We start from the raw sequence: 25,517 nt of genomic DNA, 5'->3' as shown, positions 1-25,517 counted from the left end.
AAAGCTAGCGGGCTTTCTTGCGTTCAAATAACAAAAACCACCAGGGGGACACTGTACGAGTCACAATATCAGAACTCACTCAGGACAGCCTGCAATACGCGTTCCGCCGCATTTGGGAGTAGGCGGTAGCGATTTCGGATTACGAAACATGGCGATACCGAGATCGGGTGCGTGAGTTCCAGACAGGCAAATCCGGACGATACCGGCCCGTTTGCCAGCATCTGAGCCACTTCCTGAGCCTGCGGGGAAATAGTGTCTGTTCTCTCCATAGACTTGAGGACGACCAGAAGCGATGAGGAGTTGGTGATCCGCCGGGGAACATCCAGTCCAGCCTCGTGAAAGGCCGTTTCTACCGCCTGCCTGATGGGGGAACCACGTTCTTGCATGACCCATTCAAAATCCATCAGATCCTTGAGTGCAACTTGCCGATGGATCGCTAGCGGGTGGTCGGGATGCACCAGAAGGCTGACGGTTTCGCTGCGCGCCGGGTACATCTTGAAGTCACGGCTATCATGTTCTGCTGGCAGCCGCGCTATGACAAAGTCAAAGCGGTTTTCCATAAGCCCTCGAACCAACTCAGTTGAAGGCCCAACCTCGATTGTCATTTCGATGTCAGGAGTGAGTTCCCGGATCTTCTGAACCGCCGGCATCAGCAGACCAACCGCAGGTCCTGTGACAGACCCGACGCGAACATGTCCCTTTTCGCCCGACGTGATCCGAGATGTTTCCCTCTCAAGGGAGTCGTATTCTTCCAGAATAGCTTTTCCGTGCCTGATACAGATCTCTCCTAGGGCGGTGAGTTGCATCCCTTTTGGATGCCTTTCGAAGAGAAGTCCGCCAGCCCGCTGTTCGATATCAGACAAGATCCGCGACGCTGCTGGCTGTGACATGGCCGCCATATGGGCTGCTCGCTGCAGTTGACCGGTTTCGGCAATCCGCATGATGAGCGCCAGATGGGAGGGTTTTAAGCGGTGGGTGAAATCCATGACGAACATTCATAACATCATTGATATGCAGAACGCCAATAAACGGATTTGAGTAATATGTAAATCTGCTGATAGTCCACTGGACAGGGTCACGGCCCCCACAAGGGGAACCCGGTGCTGCGGAGGAGCGCGGCACGTCCAATGGAGGTACATCATGAGCATCAAGAAGATTTTGTTGACGGCAGGCGCTGTCATGCTGTTTGCCACGACGGCGATGGCTGACGGAATGGTGGGTATTGCGATGCCGACGAAGTCATCGGCCCGCTGGATTTCCGACGGTAATTCCATGGTCGAGCAGTTTCAGGCCGCCGGTTACCAGACCGACCTGCAATATGCCGAAGATGATATCCCGAACCAGCTGGCCCAGATCGAAAACATGATCACCAAGGGTGTCGATGTGCTCGTGATTGCTGCCATTGACGGGACGACCTTGTCCAATGCTCTGGAAAACGCAGCAGCAGCCGGTATCAAGGTCATCGCTTATGACCGTTTGATCCGTGACAGCGGCGATGTCGACTACTACGCGACCTTCGACAACTTCAAGGTCGGCGTGCAGCAGGCAACGACGCTTGTGGACGGTCTGAAGGAACGGTACCCGGACGTGAAGCCCTGGAACGTCGAATTGTTTGGCGGTTCACCGGACGATAACAACGCCTATTTCTTCTATAACGGCGCGATGAGCGTCCTGCAGCCCATGATCGATAGCGGCGACATCGTCGTCGTGTCCGGTCAGCAGGGTATGGATACGGTCGGAACACTACGGTGGGACGGTGCAGTGGCGCAGGCCCGCATGGAAAACCTTCTGTCCGCTCACTACACGGACAAGACGGTTAATGGCGTTCTGTCTCCGTATGATGGGCTCTCCATCGGTATCCTGTCGTCGCTCAAGGGCGTAGGTTATGGCTCCGGCGACCTGAAGATGCCGATCGTGACCGGACAGGACGCGGAAGTGCCGTCCGTCAAGTCGATCCTGGCGGGCGAACAGTATTCGACGATTTTCAAGGACACACGGTCTCTTGCTGGCGTAACGGTCGGCATGGTGGACGCAATGCTGAAAGGCGGCGAGCCGGAAATCAACGATACCAAGACCTATGACAATGGCGTGAAGGTTGTTCCCTCCTACCTGCTTGAGCCGCTGCCGGTTACAGCTGCCAATTGGGAAAGCACCCTGATTGGGAGTGGTTACTACACAATGGACCAGATCAAGTAAGCCCTGGCGAAAGCACATTGGCCTTTTCGGCCTGCCCGATCCTCCGGGATTGGGCAGGCTGCAAACCAACCGAGGGCTAAGCATGTCCGTTTTTCTTCAAATGCGCGGGATTACCAAGACCTTTCCGGGCGTCAAGGCACTCGACCGGGTCAACCTGAGTGTTGCGAAAGGCGAGATCCATGCCCTGGTTGGCGAGAATGGGGCAGGTAAATCAACATTGATGAAGATCCTGTCCGGGGTGTACCCGGCAGGCAGCTACGAGGGTGAGATCCACTATGATGGCGCGTTGGCCCAGTTCCGGGACATCAGCGACAGCGAAGACCAGGGGATCATCATCATCCATCAGGAACTGGCGCTGGTGCCACTCCTGTCGATTGCAGAAAATGTGTTTCTGGGAAACGAGTGCGCGCGCCATGGCGTCATTGACTGGCAGGCAACAAACAAGCGCACGGAAGAGCTGCTGAAAAAGGTCGGCCTTAAAGAGGCCCCGACAACGCTGGTCGACAAGCTGGGTGTCGGAAAGCAGCAGCTGATCGAGATCGCCAAGGCCCTATCCAAGAAAGTACGCCTGCTTATTCTGGACGAGCCGACTGCCGCGCTTTCCGAAAGCGACAGTCAGGCCCTGCTCAACCTCCTGCTGGAACTCAAGCAACAGGGCGTGACCTCAATCATCATCTCTCACAAGCTGAATGAAGTCCGCAGAGTAGCTGACACGGTGACTGTCATCCGAGATGGGACAACGGTCTCCACCTTGGATGCGCGCAGGGAAGCGATCTCCGAAGATGCCATTGTCCGCGACATGGTTGGGCGTGACATGGCCCACCGCTATCCCGAGCGACAGCGCCGCGCTGGCGACATGCTGCTCGAGGTGAGCGACTGGAACGTCTGGCATCCCGAGCATGCGGAGCGTCAGGTGATCAAGTCGGCAAACCTGACGGTTCGCGCTGGCGAGGTCGTCGGTATTGCAGGCCTCATGGGCGCAGGACGGACGGAGCTTGCCATGAGCCTCTTCGGCCAGAGCTATGGCCGGAACATCTCGGGCAATGTCCGGATCCGCGGAAAGACAGTCGATGTTTCCCGTGTGGACCGCGCTATCGACGCCGGGCTTGCCTATGTCACCGAGGATCGCAAGAGCCTTGGCCTGATTTTGGAGGAAACAATCCAGCGCAATGTGACGCTGGCCAATCTGGAAGGGGTTTCGTCCGGCGGGGTCCTGAACGAGAACGAGGAAACACAGGTTTCCGAGAAATATCGTCAGGCGATGAACATTCGCACTCCAAGCGTTTTCCAGAAGGTCATGAACCTGTCCGGAGGAAATCAGCAAAAGGTCGTGTTGTCGAAGTGGCTCTTTGCAGAACCGGAAGTTCTCATCCTCGATGAACCGACGCGCGGCATTGATGTCGGAGCGAAGTTCGAGATTTACGGCATCATCAACGAGCTGTCGGAGCAGGGGAAGGGCGTTCTGATGATCTCCTCCGAGATGCCCGAGCTGCTTGGCATGTGCGACCGGATCTACGTCATGAACGAAGGAGCGCTTGTCGGCGAACTTTCCGCTGGTGAGGCCAGTCAGGAGCGCATCATGTCGCTCATCGTAACGGAATAGGGAGGCGAGGCAGATGGCCCTTGCAGAATCTCAGGACAGCGCCGAGCAAAAGGGGATCGGGAAATACCTGCTCGCCAACCTCAGGGAATACGGACTGCTCTTTGCGTTGATTGCGATCATGGTGTTTTTCCAGATCGTGACGGGCGGCACCTTGCTGCGCCCGGTTAACATCACGAATCTGCTTCTCCAGAACAGCTATATCATCATCATGGCGTTGGGGATGCTCATCGTCATTGTTTCCGGCAACATCGATCTGTCTGTCGGCTCGGTAATGGGGTTCATCGGTGCGCTCGCCGCCGTGATGATCGTAAATCACGAGATAAACTGGCTGGTGACCATCGTGGTCTGCCTGGCTGTCGGCGGCCTCATCGGTATGGCCCAGGGCTACTGGGTGGCGTATTGGAAGATACCCTCCTTCATCGTCACGCTTGCAGGCATGCTGGTGTTCCGCGGCCTGTCGCTCTGGCTTCTGGAAGGCCAGTCTGTCGGTCCGTTCCCCAAGGAATTTCAGACAATCGCGAATGGCTTTGTTCCGGACATCTTTCCGGCGGCCATCGGGGAGTCCTTGACGTCGGTCTTCGACGCGCGAAAGGTCAACGTTCTTGCGCTTTTGACGGGATTGGCCGCAGCTGCCCTCGTTGTCTGGGGCGGATTGCACAACCGGGCCCGCAACCGCGCCTACGGTGTGGAAGACGAACCGTTCGGCTTCTTTGTCCTGCGCATTTCCATCATCAGCGCAGCGCTCGTCTTCATCATGTTCAAGCTGTCCACATTCCGTGGCCTGCCAAACGTTCTGATCACCATGGGTGTGCTTACCATCATCTACGCCTTCCTGACGGAGCGCACGGTGATTGGCCGACGCATCTATGCGCTTGGCGGGAACCACAAGGCCGCAAAACTTTCCGGTATCAAGACCGAACGCCTGACATTCCTCGCCTTCCTCAACATGGGCATTCTGGCTGCCGCCGCCGGGCTGGTTTTCGCGGCGCGCCTCAACACGGCAACGCCGAAGGCGGGTTTTGCGCTTGAGCTGGATGTGATTGCCGCCGTCTTCATTGGCGGAGCGTCAATGTCCGGTGGTGTTGGCAAGATTGTCGGTGCCGTTGTCGGGGCGTTCCTGATGGGCGTTCTCAACAACGGCATGTCGATCATGGGCATCGGCATTGATTATCAGCAGATGATCAAGGGTCTGGTGCTGCTCGCTGCCGTGATTTTCGATGTCTACAACAAGAGCAAGCAGGGGTAAGCCATGACGTTCAAACCGGCAGTCTGGCCGCGCAAACTGCGCTCTCAGGAATGGTACAGCGGCACCAGCCGCGACACGATCTATCACCGGGGATGGATGAAGAACCAGGGTCATCCGCATGACCTCTTTGACGGTCGCCCGATCATCGGCATCCTCAACACATGGTCAGACCTCACCCCATGCAATGGCCACCTGCGCGAACTGGCTGAAAAGGTGAAGGCGGGTGTGTGGGAAGCTGGTGGGTTCCCTGTCGAGGTTCCGGTGTTTTCCGCGTCAGAAAACACGTTCCGCCCGACAGCGATGATGTTTCGCAATCTGGCTGCTCTTTCCATCGAAGAGCAGATGCGCGGTCAGCCGATTGACGGAGCGGTGCTCCTGGTCGGATGTGACAAGACCACGCCGTCTCTTCTCATGGCGGCCGCTTCCACAGATCTTCCATCCATCGTCGTGACCGGTGGCCCGATGCTGAACGGCTATTTCCGAGGCGAACGGGTCGGATCGGGCACGCATTTGTGGAAGTTCGCCGAAGCGGTGAAGGCTGGCGAGATAACACAGGAAGAATTCCTTGAGGCCGAGGAATCCATGTCCCGCTCTTCGGGCAGCTGCAACACCATGGGCACGGCCTCCACAATGGCCTCCATGGCTGAGGCACTGGGGATGGCGCTTTCAGGAAATGCTGCCATTCCGGGCGTAGATTCCCGCCGCCGCGTCATGGCGCAATTGTCCGGAAGGCGCATCGTTCAGATGGTCAAGGATGACCTGAAACCCTCCGACATCATGACGCGGAAAGCATTCGAGAATGCCATTCGGACCAACGGGGCAATTGGCGGGTCGACGAATGCAGTCATTCACCTGCTTGCCATCGCAGGGCGTGTCGGGGTGGATTTGACCCTGGACGACTGGGACCGCTGCGGACGGGATGTGGCAACCATCGTGAACCTGATGCCTTCCGGCGAGTATCTCATGGAAGAATTCTTCTATGCAGGTGGGTTGCCGGTCGTGTTGAAACGCCTTGGCGAAGGTGGCCAGCTGCACAAGGACGCGCTTACCGTGTCCGGCGAAACTATCTGGGACGAGGTAAAGGATGTCCGCAACTGGAACGAGGATGTGATCCTGCCGGTGGACAAGGCTCTGACAAATCAGGGTGGCATCGCCGTTTTGCGCGGGAACCTCGCCCCAAGGGGAGCGGTCCTGAAACCTTCCGCAGCGTCACCCCATCTCATGAAGCATCGTGGTCGTGCTGTGGTTTTCGAGGATATCGACGACTACAAGGCGCGGATTTCGGACGATAGGCTCGATATCGACGAGACATGCATCATGGTGCTGAAGAACTGCGGCCCGAAGGGCTATCCGGGCATGGCCGAGGTGGGCAACATGGGCTTGCCGCCGAAGGTTCTGAAAAAAGGCATCAAGGATATGATCCGCATATCCGATGCTCGCATGTCCGGCACGGCCTATGGCACGGTGATCCTCCACACCGCCCCGGAGGCTGCGGCTGGCGGGCCGCTCGCCGTGGTGCGAACTGGCGACATGATCGAGGTTGATGTCGAGGCAAGGCGCCTTCATCTGGATATTTCCGATGCGGAATTGGAAGATCGGCTTTCCAAATGGAGGCCGGGTCACGAGAGGGCGGAAAGCGGTTATGCATGGTTGCACCAAACCCATGTAACCGGTGCTGATACAGGAGCAGATCTTGATTTCCTGAAAGGGTGCCGCGGATCGCCGGTCGGAAAGGATGCACATTGATGGAGATCGCACTTGTTGGGATAGGCAAGATCGCGGTGGATCAGCATGTGCCTGCTATCGCGCAAAGTCCGGATTGGGACCTGTCAGCCACCGTTTCACGGAACGGGTCGGTTTCCGGGGTTCCGGCCTATACGGATTTGGACAGGATGCTGGAAGATCGGCCAGATATCCGCGTCGTCTCTCTGTGCCTGCCTCCCGTTCCCCGGTTTGAATATGCCAAGGCTGCCATCAAGGCGCGTCGTCATGTGATGCTGGAAAAGCCGCCGGGTGCAACCTTGTCCGAATGCCAAGAACTGGCAGAGCTTGCGGAAAAGCACCGGGTTTCGCTTTATGCGACGTGGCATTCGCGTCAGGCAGACATGGTGCCCGCTGCAAAGGCGTGGCTTGCGGACAAGGACTTGCGCTACCTCAAGATCACCTGGCGCGAAAACGTGCGCCAGTGGCATCCAAATCAGGACTGGGTGTTTGAAGCTGGTGGTCTTGGTGTTTTTGATCCGGGCATCAACGCCTTGTCGATCCTGACCGAGATCCTTCCTGACCCGGTTCATCTGACTTCGGCCGAGCTGCACTTTCCGGGCAATCGGGAAACGCCGATCGCGGCGACTTGCCGCTTTTCCCATCCAGCTGGGGCAGACGTGTCGCTGGAGCTGGATTGGCTGGAGCCGGGTGAACCCAAATGGACGATCGAGGCTGAAACGGAGCAGGGCCGCATGCTGCTGGAAAATGGCGGTGGCAAGCTCACGATCGATGGCCGGATTGTCGATGAACACGATGGATTGGCCGGAGAATATCCGCGCCTTTATGCCCAGATGGCCCAACTGGTCAGGCGCGGGGGGATCGACATGGATCTCTCCCCTTTGCGCCATGTCGCCGATGCCTTCCTGCTTGGAAAACGTGTCACAGCCCCGGCCTTCGACTGGTAAGACACAAGCCCGCGCCGCAATTCACCTTTCGTGCCTTTGTGCATTCTCCCTCGACCCGTTCATGCGAAGAGAGCTCCCATGATCAAGCCGCTTTCCGGAATTCTCCCCGTTGCTCCCACCCCGTTTCATGCCGATGGACGGATTGACCCAGACGGCATGTGCCGCGTGCTCGATTGCATGATCGATCAGGGTGTCGACGCCATCTGCATTCTCGCCAATTATTCCGAGCAGTTTCTCCTGTCCGATGAGGAACGCGCGATCCTTACGCGGGTCAGTCTGGAGCATGTTGCCGGACGTGTTCCGGTGATCGTCACCATCAGCCATTTCTCGACAGGGATCGTCACCACTCGTGCAAAAGAGGCACAAGGCATGGGAGCCTCCATGCTCATGATGATGCCACCTTACCACGGCGTCGGGCTGGTTCCCTCGGAGACGGGCATTCTTGAGCATTTTCAAAGTGTCTCTGACGCAATTTCGATCCCGATCATGGTGCAGGATGCGCCTCTTTCCGGTGTCAGCCTGCCGGTTCCCCTTCTGGTGAAAATGGCGCGGGAGATCGAGAACGTCTCCTATTTCAAGATGGAAACCCCGTTTGCCGCCGACAAGCTTGCGGCGCTGATCGAGGCTGGCGGCGAGCATATCATCGGCCCGTTCGACGGCGAAGAAGCCGTGACCTTGCTGGCGGACCTTGACGCAGGCTGTACGGGAACGATGACATCCGCCCTGCAGCCGGAAAAAATCAGGCCGATAGTGACCGAATACCTAGCAGGCAACCTTGACGCTGCGCTTTCACAATGGAAGCTCTGTCTCCCATTGATCAATCACGAGAACCGTCAGTGCGGCCTGCGCGCAACCAAGACGGTGATGATGGAAGGCGATGTGATCGGCTCCGATCATGTGCGCCATCCGCTGAAGCCCCTTTCGGCGCGAACCCGGGATCGCTTGCTGTCTCTATCACGCGAGCTGGACCTGATCGCATTGAAATGGGGCAAATAAGGAGTATCTGCATGTCATTCGAGCCCCATGGAAAACACCTGATTGCCGGGGAATGGACTGGTTCTGAAGGGACCTTTGCCTCGCAGCCTGTTCGCGGGCCATCTCATCAAACAGCCAATGGCGGAGCTGCGGAAGTCGAGCGGGCTGTTGTGGCAGCAGAAGAGGCATTCTGGACCTATGGTTATTCCAGCCGGGCCGAGCGTGCTGCGTTTCTGGACGCAATAGCGGATGAAATCGAGGCGCGTGCAGACGCCATCACGGAGATCGGCACCCGCGAGACCGGCCTTCCCGAAGCGCGTCTTCAGGGGGAACGGGGCCGGACGACAGGCCAACTGCGATTGTTTGCCCGCCACATCGAGAAGGGAGACTATCTCGATCTGCGCCACGACGAAGCCTTGCCGGACAGGGCCCCCATGCCGCGCCCGGACCTGAAAATGGTCCAGCGCCCGGTCGGGCCTGTTGCCGTATTCGGGGCCTCCAATTTCCCACTGGCCTTTTCCACGGCAGGTGGAGACACGGCATCGGCACTGGCTGCCGGGTGTCCGGTAGTCGTGAAGGGGCATCCCGCTCATCCGGGAACGGGCGAAATCATCGCAGATGCCATTCTGGCGGCTATTGAGAAAACCGGCATGCCAAAGGGCGTCTTCAGCCTCATTCAGGGCAATACGACCGATCTCGGCGCAGCTCTCGTCCAACATCCGCTCATTTCAGCGGTCGGCTTCACAGGATCTCTTGGGGCAGGGCGTGCCCTGTTTGACCTTTGTGCCGCGCGCCCGGTGCCGATCCCGTTCTTTGGTGAACTTGGCAGCGTCAATCCGGTATTCCTTCTGCCGGACGCGCTGGCAGCAAGAGGGGCCGAGATTGCGAAGGGCTGGGCGGGATCGCTGACCATGGGCGCCGGCCAGTTCTGCACCAATCCGGGAGTTGTCATCGCCCTTGCGGGACCCGACGCCACTGCCTTTGTCGAGACGGCTTCTGAAGCCCTGTCTCAGGTCGCAGCGCAGGTCATGCTGACCGATGGAATCGCAGCCGGCTACCGTGCAGGGCGCGACAAGATCGCAGCAACAACCGGTGTCCGGCAGGTGCTGACAACCGTTTGTGACCAGCGCAACGCAACGCCCTATTTCTTCGCCACCACCGGCAAGGATTTTCTTGCCAATGCAGCTCTCGGGCATGAAGTCTTCGGCCCGCTCGGGATCTTTGTCGAGGTGTCTGATCCGGCAGAGATGCTCGAAGTTGCCAAATCATTCGAGGGGCAGTTGACCAGCACCTTGATGATGGACACTGGCGACACGGCCCTTGCACGGCGTTTGATGCCGATCCTTGAGCGCAAGGCAGGCCGTATTCTGGCCAACGGATATCCGACAGGTGTTGAGGTCAGCGAAGCCATGGTTCATGGCGGCCCTTATCCGGCGTCCACGAATTTCGGGGCAACCAGCGTCGGCACGCTCGCCATCCGGCGTTTCCTGCGTCCGGTCTGTTATCAGAACATCCCGGATGATGTTCTCGACATTCGGTGAAATGCTGCGGCAGGGAGGAAGTCCCTGCTCCCGCCAGACCTGAAATCGAACATGGTCAAACGCCCGCCCGATCCTTCCAGACCGGCGGGCGTTTTGGCGAGAGCTGCCACGAAGAACGGGCACCGCTAGCTGTTCTGCCAGCTCCGAAGGCGGATATGGCTTTGTGTTCCTGCCACATCCCCAAGACTGCGGATATGATCTATCACCTCGTCCAGACGTGACAGGGAAGAACAGCGAAGCTCGACAACAAGGTCGAAATTGCCGCTGAGCGTTGAGACCGCCATGATCTCCGGAATACGCCGAAAGGCAGCTCGAACCACCTTGTCATCGCCAACCTTCAGCTGGATCAGGGCAAAGGCACTTACCTGAAAATCTATGTCCGAGCGACCAAGCTCTATCGTGAACCGCTCGATCGTGCCCTGGTGAACAAGCTTGTCGATCCGGTTTTGAACTGTGCCACGCGAGACACCAAGCTGCCGCGCGAGATCCGCCGCGGAGCTGCGCGAATCCTTTTCCAACAAAAGCAAAAGCTGCTGATCGAGGTCATCCATCCTGAAATTATGTCACTTGAATTGAGCAAAAAGCAAGAAGCCTGACGAATAGGCAATAAAAATCCCATTTCGCCTGACATGAGGGAGGCGCATCATGAAGGGAGAAATACTTCGGGGACCGATACCATGCCACAAGAGCACTCCCATTCATCCTTTCCAGAAATCATCAGCCGGTGCGGTCTGGACCGCTTTCTGGCACCCACTGGCAGCCTGACAGTCACGACGCCCATCGATGGCAGCGTGATCGCACGACTGGACGAACAGTCGATTGACGACGCGGCACAAACGATCCGCGCGGCGCGAGAAGCCTTTCTTGACTGGCGGACGGTTCCGGCCCCGCGCCGGGGCGAATTTGTTCGATTGCTTGGAGAAGAACTGCGCAAGGAGAAGGAAAACCTCGGCGCGCTCGTGACCCTTGAATGCGGCAAGATCCTGCAGGAGGGTCTTGGCGAAGTTCAGGAAATGATTGACATTTGCGACTTTGCCGTCGGGTTGTCGCGTCAGCTTTATGGCCTCACCATCGCATCTGAACGTCGGGGTCACTCCATGCGGGAGACCTGGCATCCGATGGGCGTTTGCGGCGTGATTACCGCCTTCAACTTCCCCGTCGCGCCATGGTGCTGGAATGCGGCGCTGGCGCTGGTATGCGGTGATCCGGTGATCTGGAAGCCATCAGAAAAAACACCGCTGACGGCTTTGGCCGTGCAGGTCATTTGCGAACGCGTCATGGCTTCCTTTGGAGCCGATGCGCCGAAGGGTTTGATCCAGACGCTGATCGGCGGACGGGATCTCGGCGAAGCCCTCACCGCGTCTCCGGATGTTGCGATCATCTCCGCAACGGGCTCTGTCCCGATGGGCCGTGCCGTTGCATCAGACATGTCCCGTCGCCTCGGCAAGACCATTCTGGAGCTTGGCGGCAACAATGCCATGATTGTCGCGCCCTCTGCCGACCTTGAAATGGCGTTGCGAGCGATCGTGTTTTCGGCTGTCGGCACCGCCGGACAGCGGTGCACCACCTTGCGCCGGTTGATCGTTCATGAAGATGTCTATGACGATCTGCTCCCCCGCATCATCAAGGCTTATCAAGGCCTGCCAATCGGCGACCCACTCACGACCGGCACTCTTGTCGGACCCTTGATCGACAGTCCGGCGCTGGAGGCCATGATGGCTGCCATGAAGCAGGCGAAGGCCGAAGGCGGAACAGTTCACGGCGGTCAGCGCGCGCTGGTGGATCAGTATCCGAATGCGGCCTATGTGACACCGGCCATCGTTGAAATGCCAGGCCAGACGGCCATCATGCATACGGAAACCTTTGCCCCCATTCTCTATGCCGTGAAGTACCGCGATCTGGATGACGCAATCACGATGCACAACGCGGTTCCGCAGGGCCTGAGCTCCTGCATCTTCTCTACGGATGTGCGCGAAACCGAGTATTTCCTGTCTGCTGCAGGGTCCGATTGTGGCATCGCCAATGTGAATATCGGCCCGTCCGGCGCAGAGATCGGCGGGGCATTTGGCGGCGAAAAGGAAACAGGGGGCGGGCGCGAGAGCGGTTCGGATGCTTGGAAAGCCTACATGCGGCGCCAGACCAACACCATCAACTATTCACGCGAGCTTCCGCTTGCTCAGGGCATCCGGTTCGAGATCTGAGGAGAAACCCATGAAAACCATCGCAGTTCTGGGCCTTGGAAAAGTTGGCCGACTGGCAGCCGAACTCCTGCTCGATACCGGGTTCGAGGTGATCGGTTTTGACCTCGTTGCCCCCGAAGGCATGCCCTTTGAAGCGAAATCCCTTGATGTGTCCGACAAGTCGGCACTCTCCGGGGCGCTGGGCACGGTGGATGCCGTGCTGTCCTGCCTGCCCTACTCCTTCAACAAGGGAGTGGCGGAAACCGCGCACGGGCTGGGCATCCACTATTTTGACCTGACAGAAGACGTGCCGACGACAAAGGCGATCATCGCCATGTCGGACAGCGCCAAGGCCTTGATGGCTCCGCAGTGTGGGCTGGCTCCGGGGTTTGTGGGAATCGTTGGCGCGCATCTCATTCGTCAGTTCGAAAGCTGCCGGTCCTGCAGGATGCGGGTGGGCGCTCTGCCGCAGCACCCGACTGGTCTGATGAGCTATTCCTTCAACTGGTCTCCGGAAGGGGTCGTGAATGAATATCTCAATGACTGCGAGGTGCTGGAGGACGGGCAGCTCAAGCAGGTCTCCCCGATGGAATGGGTGGAGAAGGTTGTCATTGGCGGCATCGAGCTCGAAGCCTTCACGACGTCTGGCGGTCTTGGCACCATGTGCGAGACCTATCGGGACAGCGTTCCGAACATGGACTACAAGACCATGCGTTATCCGGGCCATGTGAAGCTGATGAATTTCTTCTTTCACGAACTCCTGATGCGCGAGCGACGCAAGGAAGCAGGCGAAATTCTCGTCAATGCCAAGCCGCCGGTGGAAGACGACGTCGTCTATGTCCACGTGTCTGCGGAAGGCACCATCAATGGCCGTCTGGCTCGCAAGGAATTCGTGCGCGCTTTGAAGCCGATCGAGTTCGCTGGCAAGCAGCGCACCGCCATCGCCTGGACCACGGCGTCGTCCGTTGCAGCTGTCATCGAGATGGTGCGGGATGGGTCCTTGCCGTCCCGGGGCTTCCTGAAGCAGGAGGACATTCGCCTCGACGCGTTCCTCGCCACCAAAAACGGGCGTCGCTACGAAGGCTGAAAACCTGTATCTGAAGTCTGAATCAAAAGCCCGGCCAACAGGATTGGCCGGGCTTCATGTTTTTATTCTGCTGCTTCCGTGACCGCCATCGGATTGTTCGGGTGGGTGGTCCAGTTGGCGTAGGTCGGGTCGACCTTCTTGCCGGTACGCGGGTCGATGCTGCCTGCCTCCATCGCTTCCATGGTGATGCAGTTCTCCACGGGACAGACGCTGACGCACAGGTTACAGCCGACGCATTCCTCGTCGATCACCTCGAAATGGCGTTCGCCGTTGAACATGCTCGTAATGGCCTGATGGGACGTATCCTCACAGGCGATGTGGCAGCGACCACACTTGATGCAAAGGTCCTGATCGATCTTTGCCTTGGCGATGTAGTTCAGGTTGAGGTGCTGCCAGTCCGAGCAATTCGGCACGGCCTTGCCGACAAACTGGTCGATGCTGGTGTAACCGGAACTGTCCATCCAGTCGGACAGCCCCTCGATCATGTCCTGAACGACCTTGAAGCCATAGGTCATGGCTGCGGTGCAGACCTGTACGGTGCCGGCCCCAAGAGCCATGAACTCGGCCGCATCGCGCCATGTCGTCACTCCGCCAATTCCGGAAATCGGCAGACCATGGGTGACCGGATCGCGGGCGATTTCGGCAACCATGTTGAGGGCGATCGGCTTCACCGCAGGCCCGCAATAGCCGCCATGAGCGCCCTTGCCATCAATTGTTGGAGTGGGCGCCATGGCGTCCAGATCAACGCCGACAATCGAGTTGATGGTGTTGATCAGCGAAACCGCGTCGGCCCCGCCCGCATTAGCAGCCTGAGCAGGCTTGCGAATGTCGGTGATGTTCGGGGTCAGCTTGACGATCACCGGCATGCGCGTGTGCTGTTTGCACCAGCGGGTCACCATCTCGATATATTCCGGCACCTGTCCGACAGCCGAGCCCATGCCGCGCTCGCTCATGCCGTGCGGGCAGCCGAAATTGAGCTCAACCCCGTCGGCCTCGGTATCTTCAACCTTCTTGAGGATGTCGATCCAGTTTTTCTCTTCACACGGAACCATCAGGGATACGACAAGGGCGCGATCCTTCCAGTCCCGTTTGACCTGCTTGATCTCCTGCAGGTTCACTTCGAGCGGGCGATCCGTGATCAGCTCGATATTGTTGAAGCCGATGAGATGCCGGTCCTTGCCGTGGATCGCGCCGTATCGGGGACCATTGACGTTGACCACAGGTGGGTCTTCCCCAAGCGTTTTCCAGACGACGCCGCCCCATCCGGCCTGAAACGCCCTGACGACGTTATAGGCCTTGTCGGTCGGGGGAGCGGATGCCAGCCAGAACGGGTTCGGCGATTTGATGCCTACGAAATTCGTGCGCAGATCAGCCATGGTGGGATCTCCTTGAAACGGGTCAGGCGCTCAGCGCGCGATGAATGGCGGCAGCGGCGATCTTGCCGTCCTCGACTGCGGCAACGGTCAAATCCTCGCCGCCGAGAACACAGTCACCACCAGCCCAAACGTCATCGAGGCTGGTCTTGCGGTCCGCATCGACAACGATCCGCCCTTTCTCGATCTGCGGGGCGGGCCCCGATCCGTTGAGCACGGCCGGGACAAGGGTCTGGCCGACAGCCTTGAAAACCATGTCCGCAGGCAAGGTCACCGTTTCGCCGGTGCCTTTCAGGGCGCCGCCGGTCTCTCTGGTTTTTTCAAGCTCGATACCGCTGATATGACCGTTTTGCGCAACAAGTCCCTTGGGCTGGGCCCAGGTCAGGATCTTGACACCGTTCGTCTGAGCCAGATGCTGTTCATACTCGCTCGCGTTCATCCGATCCTGACCACGGCGATAGGCAATGGTCACATCTTCTGCCCCGAGAAGGCGCGATTGAACGGCAATGTCGACTGCTGTCATGCCGCCGCCGATGACGACAACACGCTTGCCGACCGGCAAGCTGGACAGGTCTTTGGCCTGGCGAAGCTCGGAGATGTAGTCGACCGCATTGAGAACGCCGTCCTTGGCCTCGTTTTCAAGTCCAAGATCATTGACGCCGCCAAGGCCGATGCTGAGGAAGATGGCATCATACTGGCTGCGCAGGTCAGCAAGATGAATGTCGGTGCCAAGCTTTTGTCCGGCCTTGAGCGTGATGCCGCCGATGGACAGAATGAAGTCGACCTCGCGCGCGGCGAAATTGTCGACCGACTTGTAGGCGGCAATGCCGAACTCGTTCAGCCCGCCCGCCTTTGCACGTGCGTCGTAAAGATCAATGTCATGCCCCTCGACGGCCAGAGCATGGGCACAGGCCAGACCGGCAGGACCCGCGCCGACGACAGCCACCCGCTTGCTGCTCGCGGCCTTGCGTGTGTAGGGAGTCTTGTCGTTGGTCGACATGTAGTGATCGGTCGCATAGCGCTGCAGCTGACCGATCTTCACCGGTTTGCCCTCGGCAACTTCCCGAACGCAGGACTGTTCGCACAAGGTTTCCGTCGGGCAAACGCGAGCGCACATGCCGCCGAGGATGTTCTGGTCATAGATGGTCTTTGCAGACCCGGTGGGGTTGCCTGTCGAGATCTGGCGAATGAACTGCGGAATGTCGATGCTGGTCGGGCAGGCCTGCATGCACGGAGCATCGTGGCAGAAATAGCATCGATCCGCTTCCACCCGCGCTTCATGCGGGTCGAGCAAGGGATGCAGGTCTGCAAAATTTCGGGCGTATTCCTCGTCAGACAGACGTCCTGCAGCCACGTCAGGAGCAGCATTGGATTGGGTCATTCGGGCCCTCCGGATAAAAGGCGATTTGCGAATATTTGGCGCAATCTTCGTTGCTTGAGATTGCTGTTGGTATTCATTGGAAAAAAATTTGAACAGTTAGTCAAATTTTTTTTGAGGCATGTAAAAACAAGAGGTTTTTTATCAGGTTTAAAGCTGAATTATTTCATCAGCTTGGTAATGTCGGTCCCATGAAATACAGTGGCGCGGAGCGGGGCCAAAAACCGATGAAAAACAGGGTGTCGAGCCAAGTTTTGACTGCTGCAATGCAGCAAATTCCGTCGCTGGAGGCAAATCAGGCAACGAGACGAAGGACCCGGCGCGGGGTCTAGCGACCAGCAGTGCCCTTGTAGCAAAGGTCCAGGCGGGTCATGGCCTGAGCCGCCATGCCGCGAATGATGTAGTCTTCGTCCCATGGCGCCACGTCAATTTCGTGGTTCTGGCTGAGGTCCGCTATCAGTCCATCCTCAAGGCCCGAGCGCATTCCCTCCTGCATGTAGGGAAGGGCTCTTGCAGAGCGTCCGGTAAGGACGATGCGGCGGGGATCAAACATGGCAATGATGCGTGCAAGAGCAAAGCCAAGGACCCGACCGGCTCCCGAAAAGCCGTCCAGAACCGGGCCATTGCCGGACGCGGCCAACTCCAGTGCGGCGTCCAGCGAGGGCGCGTCACAGCTCGGCTCTGCAAGCGCGATCCGGGAAAGGGCATTTTCCGAAAGATAGGCCTCAAAACACCCCTTCTTGCCGCATTGGCACAGCGCGCCGTCCGGCATGTGATTGGTGTGGCCGATTTCCGCGGCCTTACCATTGGCGCCGCAAAACAGACGTCCGTCGAGGTAAAGACCCATTCCCATGCCGTGGTCGAGGAACACGACGACAAAGGTCCCCGCATATTTTTCCGGGTCCGACCAGTGCAAGGCCTCGGTGATCATGTTCGTGTCATTCACGATGGTGCAATGCGCGTCAAACGCGGCAGACAGAGGCTCGACGATTTGTGTGTTTCGCCCGTCTATCGCCGGACTCCATATGATCGTGCCCGCTTCCACATCCACATCCACAGCCCCTTGCGCGATCAGGCCGATTTCCTGAACCCGGGATGATGGCGCATCCGCCATGGTCAAAAGCTCGCGAATGAGATGAACAAGTCGTGGAGATGTGGTGTCAGATGTAAGGGCATTCCCTTCAAGGGGAGCCGAATGATGAGCGACGGTCTGGCCTGAATAATCGACCAAGGCCAGATCAAGTCGCTGAACCGACAATCTGACGCAGACAACATAGGCGGCGTTTGGCGTCAGGCGAAGCAAGGATCTTGGGCGCCCGCGCGTCGATTGCTCCTTCTGCTCACTTGTCTCGAAGCCTTCGATCAGTCCCTGATCGAGCAAATCACCGGTGATGGAAGTCACGGTTGCCGGGCTGAGTTTTGTAATCTGCCCCAGTTCTATGCGCGCAAGCGGACCGTCCCGGCGCAAAGCCTGGAGAATGATGCTTCGGTTCTGACGTCGTATCTGGTCGCGATCCGCCTTATGAGGCATGACCTGGTCCTGTGTTGCTAACGCGTAAGCTTGAAATTACGGGTCATGAATACCCGAAAGAGAGCCGCAATCTGGCAGGAGAGGGACGGTCAATCAACATTTTTTTGGTGTCCAAAAAAATACCAATGCGAAATTGATCGATCCGAAATCTGCCCGCAGCACGAATAGCCGTGTAAATACAAGATGACGAAGGGGTAGGTAATACCAACCTCAAAAGACAAGGGACAGGCAGACCAATGTATCTGGGGTTGGATTTCGGAACGAGCTCGGTCAAGGCGATCCTGATCGATGAGGAGCAACGGATCATTTCGTCGGCCAGCGAGGCATTCGAAGTCTATCGTCCCCATCCGTCCTGGGCAGAACAGGACCCGGAAGACTGGTGGGCAGGCTGCGCAAAGGCTCTGGACAGGATCGCAGACGAGGCACCGAAAGCAATGGCCGATGTGCGGGCCATCGGATTGTCCGGCCAGATGCATGGAGCGACCCTTCTGGGGAAGGATGATCGGCCCCTTCGACCATGCATCTTGTGGAACGATACGCGATCGGTAGCGCAGAGCCTGCAGCTGGAAGAGGGCCAGCCGAAATTCCTGACAGCCGGGGGCAACCGCGTCATGCCGGGCTTCACAGCGCCCAAGCTGCAATGGGTTCGCGAGCATGAGCCGCAGATATTCCAGCAGACTGCAAAGGTCCTCCTGCCCAAGGACTATATTCGTCTTTGTCTGACGGGAGGACATGCCAGCGACATGTCTGACAGTGCCGGAACACTCTGGATGGATGTTGCGGCGCGCGATTGGTGTGATGACCTGTTGGCAGCAACCGGATTGTCGCGAGATCACATGCCGACACTGGTCGAGGGAACACATGGGACGGGGACCGTGAGGCCGTCCCTGTGCCAGCGCTGGGGCTGGACGACGGCCCCGATTGTAGCCGGCGGCGGCGGCGATAATGCCGCTGCAGCTTGCGGCATTGGCGCGGTACGGCCGGGCTCCGCCTTCGTCTCGCTTGGCACATCCGGGGTGATATTCGCGACCACAGATGCATTCAGGCCGAACGTTGAAAGCGCGGTTCATGCCTTTTGCCATGCTGTTCCGGACACGTGGCACCAGATGGGCGTAATTTTGTCTGCAGCAGACAGTCTGAACTGGGTCTCGCGCCTGTTCGGCGAAAAGCCAGCGGATCTGGTCACGGCCATTGGCACGGTGTCCGGCCCCTCGCCGGTCAAGTTTCTTCCCTATCTCGGAGGGGAGCGAACGCCTCACAATGATGCTGAAATTCGGGGGAATTTTTCGAATCTCTCGCATGCAACGCAGCGGGGAGACCTGGTCCAGTCTGTTCTGGAAGGTGTCTGCTTAGGGCTGAAGGATTGCGTTGAGGCGCTTGAACAGGCTGGCACACGAATTGACCGCCTGCTTGCGGTCGGTGGTGGCGCACGGTCGCGAACCTGGCTTCAGATCCTCGCCTCCGTTTTGAATGTGCCGGTGGACCTTCCTGCAGAAGGAGATTTTGGGGCGTCCCTTGGCGCAGCGCGTCTGGCTCAGGCGTCAGTTCGCGGGTATGACCCGGATATTTTCTCCGTTCCGCCCCTTGCTGACACAATCTCGCCGACGCCTGAACAGGTGTCTGCATATGAGGACGCTTACGGGAGCTGGAAGCGCCTTTATCCGGCACTCAAGCAAGTCTAGATCAGCTTTGGGCGTCTCCAACAAACCGCCCGATGCACTAGGACCTGAGGGCTGTCGTCAGATCAGGGTCCATCAAGCCGTGCAGCCGGTTGGCTGCATGGCGGGCGAACCGATGGGTCACAGATTTGCGCGTTGCCGCCGGCAGTTTGTGTTCCGGTGCTTCGCGCAGGATTTCCGCATGATAACCGTCCGACAGGATCAGTCCGGCCTCCTGCGGAAAAATCTCCATGGGGACATCCGGGTGGGTTGCAAAAAACAACCGGTCGCAATGCTGCCGGTAGTCCGGCCACTTCGTGTCGGCCCGAAGATCGGCGATCGAGGATTTAACCTCGATGATCCAGATTTCGTGTCTGGGACCAAGGGCCAGAAGATCTGCCCGTCGGCCCGAGGCGAGCGTGACTTCGGCCAGACTGGAAAAGTCGAGGCTTCGCATCAGCCGGGCTGTGCCACGCCAGACAAGCTGCGCCGTTTCCGACTGACGACCGTCGCTAAGCGGATCATCCAGCACTATTCTGTTGGTTTCAGAAAGCATGGTCCCTCATGTCAATGATGTCAGGCTGTGCGGACGGATTGAAGACAGAGCCTAATTTATTTGTTCCCGGCTTGTTCCATCTATAACCGAAAACTGGAAGCGAAGGATAGTGACCGTGAACAAATCGCAGGTTGCGCCGACTTGCATGGCTCGGTAAGGATTTGGCAGAACATCGACACCTGCAGAGGGCCCGGACGGGGGAGGAGCGCACTGCAGGCATCCAGGAAAGCTTGGGAGGGCTGCAACTGTGAGACAAACCATCTGGATGGGTATGGCGATGCTCCTGATCGCTGGCTTGTCTCCGGCCCATGCCGCAAAAGGCGATCGAACCGTCACTATCCAGCGGTCATCGGAAATCCTTGCAAGCAGGACCCTTGACCTCCGCTTCGCCGACTTTGCGCAAGGCATCTGGGCCCGTCAGGTGGATCGGTGTGAGTCGGTTGCGCGGATTGATGAAGGCGAGCCGGGAGATGCCATCGCGATCTATCGCGGTCTCTTTGAAACGCCCGGTCGGATCTGTGTTGTCTATGGAGCCGAGCAAAACGCCACGCGCGTTCAACGCGCGGCGATGAATTGCCGACTGGACCGGGGCGGGAGCGCACTCGGGCTGGTTACGGTCACCAGCCGTGGCCCGAGCAAGCTCGTTGTGCAGGAAGGCGAACGTCCTCCGGTTGCCTACCGGTTCTGCCGCGCCATTCCGCCTCTCATCCAGCCCTACGGTCAATAGCGGTCAACCCGAGGCGATGCCCAATCGGCGTGCGAGGTCTTCCATTGGCTCGTCGAGAGGAAACCGTGCCCGCATTGTATCAAACACTCGGCCAGCTTCAGTGCTGTTGCCGATGTCCAGCAGCAGGGCGGTCCGCCTTAAAGGCATCAACCTGCGCCAGCGCTTCGGCAAGCTCCGCCAGAGCTGATGGGCGCTGACCCGTTCTTCAAGCTCCGCCAGTTCTTGTGCCGCTGCTTCGGGATTTCCGTGGCGCGCGAGCATTTCTGCGTGCAGCAGCTGAAGTCCCGGGTTGTTGGTGTAGTCGTGTTCCGACTGAATCTCATCAGGTGTGGGAAGTGGTCCGTCCGCCCGGCGCTCGACGAAATTGCCGAACCTTTGAAGGCTCTCCCGGTCAAACGCGGCATAAAGCTCCTTGGAGCGAAGCTCAGGGGCCGGGTCACGATCAAAGGTGCGGATGATCCGCCGGATGATGTTCAGGCTGTAGAGGTGATCGTGGCTGGCATGGGTCGACGCCAGAAGATGGAGGGTTGCGTGCGGAAACCAGTCCATCGCAATAGCCGCGTTTGCCGCATCCGTACCATCAAAGCAGCCATAGTAGAGATGAACCGGATGTGCGGGTGGGTTGGATCCGAGCGTCCTGAAATCCGGGTAGCTCGGGTCATTCGGGCGTACACCATACTGCCGTCCCTGCGAGTCCGGTGTGCCGGGAAGGAGTTCGCCGCCAAAGGCATGAATGGGCCCATCAGAGCGCTCAAGCCCAATGCCAAGGGCCGCAACAGCCCCCATCGAGGATCCATAGTGAATGATCCGGTCGGGGCGGGCTTCACCAATTGCGGCGTCCAGCTGACGGTTGATCTCGTCATGCAGTCCAAGATACCAGCCATTTTGGGGATCATTCAGGAACAGACAGGCATGGCGCGTGTCGGAAAACAGCCGCTCCAGTCCGAACTTGCCGTCGGGAACGCGAACTTGCGAATAAACCACCACCAACGTGCCGCTGGTGCCCGGTTTGAAGCGATGACGGAGACGGGAACCGGCAGAGCCTGGGATGCTTGTCATGATGCCTGATGGCCTGATGGGAGTGCCGATAGTGGCTGCACGGACTATGTGCTCAGATTTCCGGCCCCGTCCAGATGTCAGATTGCGCGGCTTTCTTTGGTGTGCGGGATTCCGAGATATGAGCCGTTTGCGGATCCAGCGTGCACAGGGCGTCATACTGGCTGAGGAACACCTGACCGGTGAGGTGTGACAGGAAATCCGTCCGCTTCAACCGGTCCATCACCGGGCCCTTCACTTCAGAAAGATGGAAGGAAACGCCGCTATCGGAGAGGCGGTGGTTGATTTCCTCCAGACTTTCCAGCGCGCTCGCATCAATCGAGTTGACGGCAGGACACATGAGGACGACGTGTTCGATTTCCGGCCTGTCGGATACCAGCCCGTAGATCCGGTCTTCCAGATACCGGCTGTTGGCAAAGAACAGGCTTTCATCCACACGAAGCGACAAGACCCTGGAGCCGGTGACCACCGCATGGCGGTCGATATTGCGAAAATGCTCGGTCCCCGGGACCACACCGACAATGGCCGTGTGTGGCCTGCTGGAGCGGTAGAGATGCAGGGCGATGGACAAGGCCACACCCGTGACAACGCCCTGCTCGACGCCAAAGAACAGCGTGACGAGAATGGTGGCCGCCATGGCCAGAAAATCGCTCTTTGAATAGGCAAAGGTGCGCTTGATCGCCCCCAGATCAACGAGGGACAGGACAGCAACAATGATTGCTGCCGCGAGCGTTGCCTGCGGCAGGTGAGTCAGCAGCGGGGTCAGGAACAAGGTGGCGACCGCAATCCCGATGGCTGTGAAGGCTCCGGCAGCTGGTGTTGCAGCTCCTGCATCGAAATTGACGACGGATCGGGCAAAGCCGCCCGTGACAGGATAGCCGCCTGAGACAGCCGATGCGATGTTCGATGCGCCAAGGCCGATCAGTTCCTGATCCGGTTCAATACGCTGGCGCTTCTTGGCGGCCAGCGTTTGCGCGACCGAGACCGATTCAACAAATCCGATCACGGAGATCAGCAGCGCCGGTCCCAACAACTGAAGCCAGAGATCGGACTGAAACGACGGGAATTGCGGAACCGGAAGACCGGACGGGATGTCCCCGACGACCCGTACACCCCTTTCCCCGAGATCGAAGGCAGCTGCCAGCAGAGTTGTCGCGGCAACAGCAGCGACCGGTCCGGCCTTGGTCAGGATATCCGCAACAAAGGGCTTCAGCCCGAGTGCCAGAAGTCTTCTTTTCAGGTCCTTGCGCACCCAGAACAGGAAGGCTGTGGCGCTGGCGCCGATGGCAAACGTGATCCAGTTGATGTCACCCAAATGGGCGACAAGCGCTCCGCCGATCTCGTATAGCGTATGCCCGGAAGCCGGAACGCCGAGAATGTGTTTCAGCTGGCTGGACGCGATAAGAAGCCCAGATGCGGTAATGAAACCGGAAATCACCGGATGGCTCAGAAGGTTTGCCAGAAAGCCAAGGCGAAAAAGGCCCATGGCGACAAGCATCAACCCGGACATGAATGCCAGAACGATCGCTGCCCCAAGATATTCGGGCGTTCCCTGTGCTGCGAGCTCTCCAACGGCAGATGCCGTCATCAGGGAGACAACAGCCACAGGACCGACGGCGAGGGCCCGGCTGGTGCCGAAGATGGCATAGGCAACCAGCGGCAGGATCGATGCATAAAGGCCGACTTCCGGCGGGAGGCCGGCCAGCAGCGCATAGGCCAGCGATTGCGGGATCAACATGATCGTGACGATGACCGCGGCCACCAGATCGTTGGTGGCCATTTCCCGGTCATAGGACCGTCCCCAGCCAAGGATCGGGACATAGCGCTCCAGGGCGCGCGAGGAACTGCTCTTCGTCACGGGGCAACCTTCAAGGGAAGATCAGGCCGTCGAGCAGGCCTGAATGGAAACGCCCGGACGAGCCGGGCGTCAAATGGCAGGCTAGCCTGCAATCCCGAACACGGGGCGCAGGTCATATCCTGCCTCCGCAGCAGAGCGGAGGATCTCGTCAACGGGCCGACTGCCAGCTTGTGACAGGGCCCAGACCGTTGCGCAGCGGGTGCCGGTCCGGCAATAGGCGAAAACCGGCTTTGGGAGGGCTTCAAGCGCCTGTGCAAAATCGCTGACATTCGCCTGCTGCATTTGTCCGGAAATGATCGGCAGGAACCGAAACTCCAGTCCGGCCGCATCTGCTTCGGCCTGAATGCTTGCAAAATCGGCCTGATCCGGCGATTCGCCGTCCGGACGATTGCAGATAATCGACTTGAACCCGAGAGCCTTGATCTGCGCGATGTCTCCCGGTTCGATCTGCGGGCTCACGCTCAAGTCTGCATTGATGGTTTTCGGTGTCATTCCGGATCCCTGTATGAAACTGGGCCTATTCCTAGAGGCCGTTCACCGGCACTTTAAGGAAAGTTTTGCCGTTGTCATCAGCCGGCGGCAACTTGCCCGCGCGCATGTTCACTTGAAGCGAGGGAATGATCAGTTTCGGCATGTCGAGTTGCGCGTCGCGCTCGGTCCGGAACTTGACGAATTCCTCGCGGGTTTTGCCGCCGCCAACGTGAATATTGTTGGTCTTTTCGTCGCCCACGGTCGTTTCCCACTGGATGTCCCGACCATTGGGACCATAGTCGTGGCACATGAACAGGCGCATTTCGTCGGGAAGGGTCAGAACCTTCTGGATGGAATCGTAAAGCGTTCCGGCGTCGCCGCCCGGGAAGTCCGCCCGGGCTGATCCGCCATCGGGCATGAAAAGCGTATCACCGACAAAGGCTGCATTGCCGCAGACATGGACCATGCAAGCAGGTGTGTGGCCGGGTGTGTACATGGCAAAGCAGGTCATCGAGCCCACCTTGTAGACATCTGCGTCCTTGAACAGGTGATCGAACTGGCTTCCATCCCGCTGGAACTCGGTGCCTTCGTTGAACACCTTGCCGAAGGTTTCCTGCACGACGGTGATTTTCTCGCCGATGCCAAGCTTGCCGCCCAGCTTCTGCTGGATGTAGGGCGCTGCGGAAAGATGATCGGCATGCACATGGGTCTCGATCAGCCATTCCAGCTTCAGGCCATTTTCCTGAATGAAGGCAATCATCTGGTCCGCATGGTCATAGGTGATACGCCCGGCGGCGTAGTCTATATCCATCACGCTGTCGACAACCGCGCAGGCATTGGAGGCCGGGTCCTGAACCACATAGGAAATTGTGTTCGTGGCCTTGTCAAAGAAGGCGGTGACGATCGGCGCGACAGCCATGTCGACGGGATAGATGGTATCAGGCATTTCCGGCTCCCTTGATCTGGTTTGGCGACGGAGCGGCCGCCGGACGGTCAAGCGTTTTGGTTAGCAACTTGGCCCCGGCAATACCCACAAGAACTCCTACCAATGCATAGATAGGCTCTATCCGGCCGAGGCTCAAGGCTGGAAGAAGGCCGCCGGGACAAATTCCGCTGATGCCCCATCCGATGCCGAAGATTGCCGATCCGCCAATGAGGCGGGAATCGAGATCAGACCGGGTTAGCAAGGAGAAAGACTGGGCCAGAAGCGGCTTCTTCATGCGGAAGATCAATCGGTAGCCAATGACGCTGACGGTCAGGGCACCGCCCATCACAAAGGCGAGACTCGGGTCCCAGGTGCCGAACAGATCGAAGAAATTCAGCACCTTGGCCGGGTTTGCCATGCCGGAGATCAGGATGCCGATCCCGAAGAGAAGTCCAATTGCAAAGGCTGTCAGGAGCTTGAGCATGTT

At 58.5% G+C, this 25,517-nt stretch carries 22 protein-coding genes; 11 read left to right on the top strand and 11 right to left on the bottom strand.

Going from position 1 to position 25,517, the window contains the following annotated elements:
* Positions 1-68: 68 nt before the first annotated feature.
* Positions 69-995: a LysR family transcriptional regulator gene (locus F0155_RS16845; RefSeq protein WP_208999327.1), complete on the bottom strand. Its 927-nt coding sequence runs from the start codon at positions 993-995 to the stop codon at positions 69-71.
* A gap of 145 nt (positions 996-1,140) precedes the next feature.
* Here F0155_RS16845 and chvE point away from each other — a divergent pair, with 145 nt between their 5' ends.
* From chvE to F0155_RS16810, 7 genes are all read left to right on the top strand, one after another.
* Positions 1,141-2,196: a multiple monosaccharide ABC transporter substrate-binding protein gene (gene chvE / locus F0155_RS16840; RefSeq protein ID WP_150525710.1), complete on the top strand. Its 1,056-nt coding sequence runs from the start codon at positions 1,141-1,143 to the stop codon at positions 2,194-2,196.
* A gap of 82 nt (positions 2,197-2,278) precedes the next feature.
* Positions 2,279-3,799, top strand: coding sequence for a multiple monosaccharide ABC transporter ATP-binding protein (mmsA, locus tag F0155_RS16835; RefSeq protein WP_150525709.1), 1,521 nt, complete (start codon positions 2,279-2,281; stop codon positions 3,797-3,799).
* Between the two features lie 13 nt (positions 3,800-3,812).
* Positions 3,813-5,045 carry a multiple monosaccharide ABC transporter permease gene (mmsB, locus tag F0155_RS16830; RefSeq protein WP_150525708.1) on the top strand — a complete coding sequence of 411 codons (1,233 nt, stop codon included), beginning with the start codon at positions 3,813-3,815 and terminating at the stop codon, positions 5,043-5,045.
* Positions 5,046-5,048: 3 nt separating this feature from the next.
* Positions 5,049-6,791, top strand: coding sequence for an L-arabinonate dehydratase (gene araD, locus F0155_RS16825; protein ID WP_150525707.1), 1,743 nt, complete (start codon positions 5,049-5,051; stop codon positions 6,789-6,791).
* Positions 6,791-7,714: a Gfo/Idh/MocA family protein gene (locus F0155_RS16820; RefSeq protein WP_150525706.1), complete on the top strand. Its 924-nt coding sequence runs from the start codon at positions 6,791-6,793 to the stop codon at positions 7,712-7,714. The genes araD and F0155_RS16820 overlap by 1 nt, the downstream gene beginning before the upstream one ends.
* Positions 7,715-7,792: 78 nt before the next feature.
* Entirely contained in the window at positions 7,793-8,710 is a 918-nt protein-coding gene (locus tag F0155_RS16815; RefSeq protein WP_150525705.1) for a dihydrodipicolinate synthase family protein, read from the top strand.
* A gap of 11 nt (positions 8,711-8,721) precedes the next feature.
* Positions 8,722-10,230 (top strand): aldehyde dehydrogenase (NADP(+)), encoded by a 1,509-nt coding sequence (locus F0155_RS16810; RefSeq protein WP_150525704.1) that lies wholly within the window; start codon positions 8,722-8,724, stop codon positions 10,228-10,230.
* Positions 10,231-10,355: 125 nt separating this feature from the next.
* Here F0155_RS16810 and F0155_RS16805 read toward each other — a convergent pair whose 3' ends face one another.
* On the bottom strand, positions 10,356-10,781 hold the full coding sequence (locus F0155_RS16805) for an Lrp/AsnC family transcriptional regulator (protein WP_150525703.1): 426 nt from the start codon (positions 10,779-10,781) through the stop codon (positions 10,356-10,358).
* A 126-nt stretch (positions 10,782-10,907) separates the two neighbouring features.
* Between F0155_RS16805 and amaB the strand changes: the two genes are divergently transcribed.
* Both amaB and F0155_RS16795 read left to right on the top strand, forming a co-directional pair.
* On the top strand, positions 10,908-12,431 hold the full coding sequence (gene amaB, locus F0155_RS16800) for an L-piperidine-6-carboxylate dehydrogenase (protein ID WP_150525702.1): 1,524 nt from the start codon (positions 10,908-10,910) through the stop codon (positions 12,429-12,431).
* 10 nt (positions 12,432-12,441) lie between these two features.
* On the top strand, positions 12,442-13,497 hold the full coding sequence (locus F0155_RS16795; RefSeq protein ID WP_150525701.1) for a saccharopine dehydrogenase family protein: 1,056 nt from the start codon (positions 12,442-12,444) through the stop codon (positions 13,495-13,497).
* A 62-nt stretch (positions 13,498-13,559) separates the two neighbouring features.
* On the opposite strand, the gene preA is transcribed toward F0155_RS16795, so the two are convergent.
* From preA to F0155_RS16780, 3 genes are all read right to left on the bottom strand, one after another.
* On the bottom strand, positions 13,560-14,873 hold the full coding sequence (preA, locus tag F0155_RS16790) for an NAD-dependent dihydropyrimidine dehydrogenase subunit PreA (protein WP_150525700.1): 1,314 nt from the start codon (positions 14,871-14,873) through the stop codon (positions 13,560-13,562).
* Positions 14,874-14,895: 22 nt separating this feature from the next.
* Positions 14,896-16,251, bottom strand: a complete 1,356-nt coding sequence (locus tag F0155_RS16785; protein WP_150525699.1) for an NAD(P)-dependent oxidoreductase — start codon at positions 16,249-16,251, stop codon at positions 14,896-14,898.
* 325 nt (positions 16,252-16,576) lie between these two features.
* Positions 16,577-17,779 (bottom strand): ROK family transcriptional regulator, encoded by a 1,203-nt coding sequence (locus F0155_RS16780; RefSeq protein ID WP_150525698.1) that lies wholly within the window; start codon positions 17,777-17,779, stop codon positions 16,577-16,579.
* A gap of 236 nt (positions 17,780-18,015) precedes the next feature.
* On the opposite strand from F0155_RS16780, the gene xylB reads away from it, so the two are divergent.
* Entirely contained in the window at positions 18,016-19,461 is a 1,446-nt protein-coding gene (gene xylB / locus F0155_RS16775; RefSeq protein WP_150525697.1) for a xylulokinase, read from the top strand.
* A gap of 37 nt (positions 19,462-19,498) precedes the next feature.
* On the opposite strand, the gene F0155_RS16770 is transcribed toward xylB, so the two are convergent.
* Complete coding sequence (locus F0155_RS16770; RefSeq protein ID WP_150525696.1) at positions 19,499-19,993, bottom strand: MmcB family DNA repair protein; 495 nt, start codon at positions 19,991-19,993, stop codon at positions 19,499-19,501.
* A gap of 247 nt (positions 19,994-20,240) precedes the next feature.
* Between F0155_RS16770 and F0155_RS16765 the strand changes: the two genes are divergently transcribed.
* On the top strand, positions 20,241-20,720 hold the full coding sequence (locus F0155_RS16765; RefSeq protein WP_150525695.1) for a hypothetical protein: 480 nt from the start codon (positions 20,241-20,243) through the stop codon (positions 20,718-20,720).
* 3 nt (positions 20,721-20,723) lie between these two features.
* On the opposite strand, the gene F0155_RS16760 is transcribed toward F0155_RS16765, so the two are convergent.
* The 5 genes from F0155_RS16760 to F0155_RS16740 form a co-directional block, all read right to left on the bottom strand.
* A complete protein-coding gene (locus F0155_RS16760; RefSeq protein ID WP_150525694.1) occupies positions 20,724-21,779 on the bottom strand; it encodes a hypothetical protein in 1,056 nt (351 codons plus the stop codon).
* A 52-nt stretch (positions 21,780-21,831) separates the two neighbouring features.
* Positions 21,832-23,556, bottom strand: coding sequence for a SulP family inorganic anion transporter (locus tag F0155_RS16755; RefSeq protein ID WP_150525718.1), 1,725 nt, complete (start codon positions 23,554-23,556; stop codon positions 21,832-21,834).
* A gap of 159 nt (positions 23,557-23,715) precedes the next feature.
* The gene (locus F0155_RS16750; RefSeq protein WP_150525693.1) at positions 23,716-24,126 is read right to left on the bottom strand and encodes a protein tyrosine phosphatase family protein; all 411 of its coding nucleotides are present in this window, start codon (positions 24,124-24,126) and stop codon (positions 23,716-23,718) included.
* 31 nt (positions 24,127-24,157) lie between these two features.
* Positions 24,158-25,051, bottom strand: a complete 894-nt coding sequence (locus F0155_RS16745) for an MBL fold metallo-hydrolase (protein ID WP_150525692.1) — start codon at positions 25,049-25,051, stop codon at positions 24,158-24,160.
* The gene (locus F0155_RS16740; protein ID WP_150525691.1) at positions 25,044-25,514 is read right to left on the bottom strand and encodes a DUF6691 family protein; all 471 of its coding nucleotides are present in this window, start codon (positions 25,512-25,514) and stop codon (positions 25,044-25,046) included. The genes F0155_RS16745 and F0155_RS16740 overlap by 8 nt, the downstream gene beginning before the upstream one ends.
* Positions 25,515-25,517: the final 3 nt, after the last annotated feature.

The organism is Roseibium sediminis (assembly GCF_008711325.1).
GTDB lineage: Bacteria > Pseudomonadota > Alphaproteobacteria > Rhizobiales > Stappiaceae > Roseibium > Roseibium sediminis.
The sequence above is the reverse complement of the archived record's forward strand: the minus strand, read 5'-3'. Positions and strand labels throughout refer to the sequence as shown.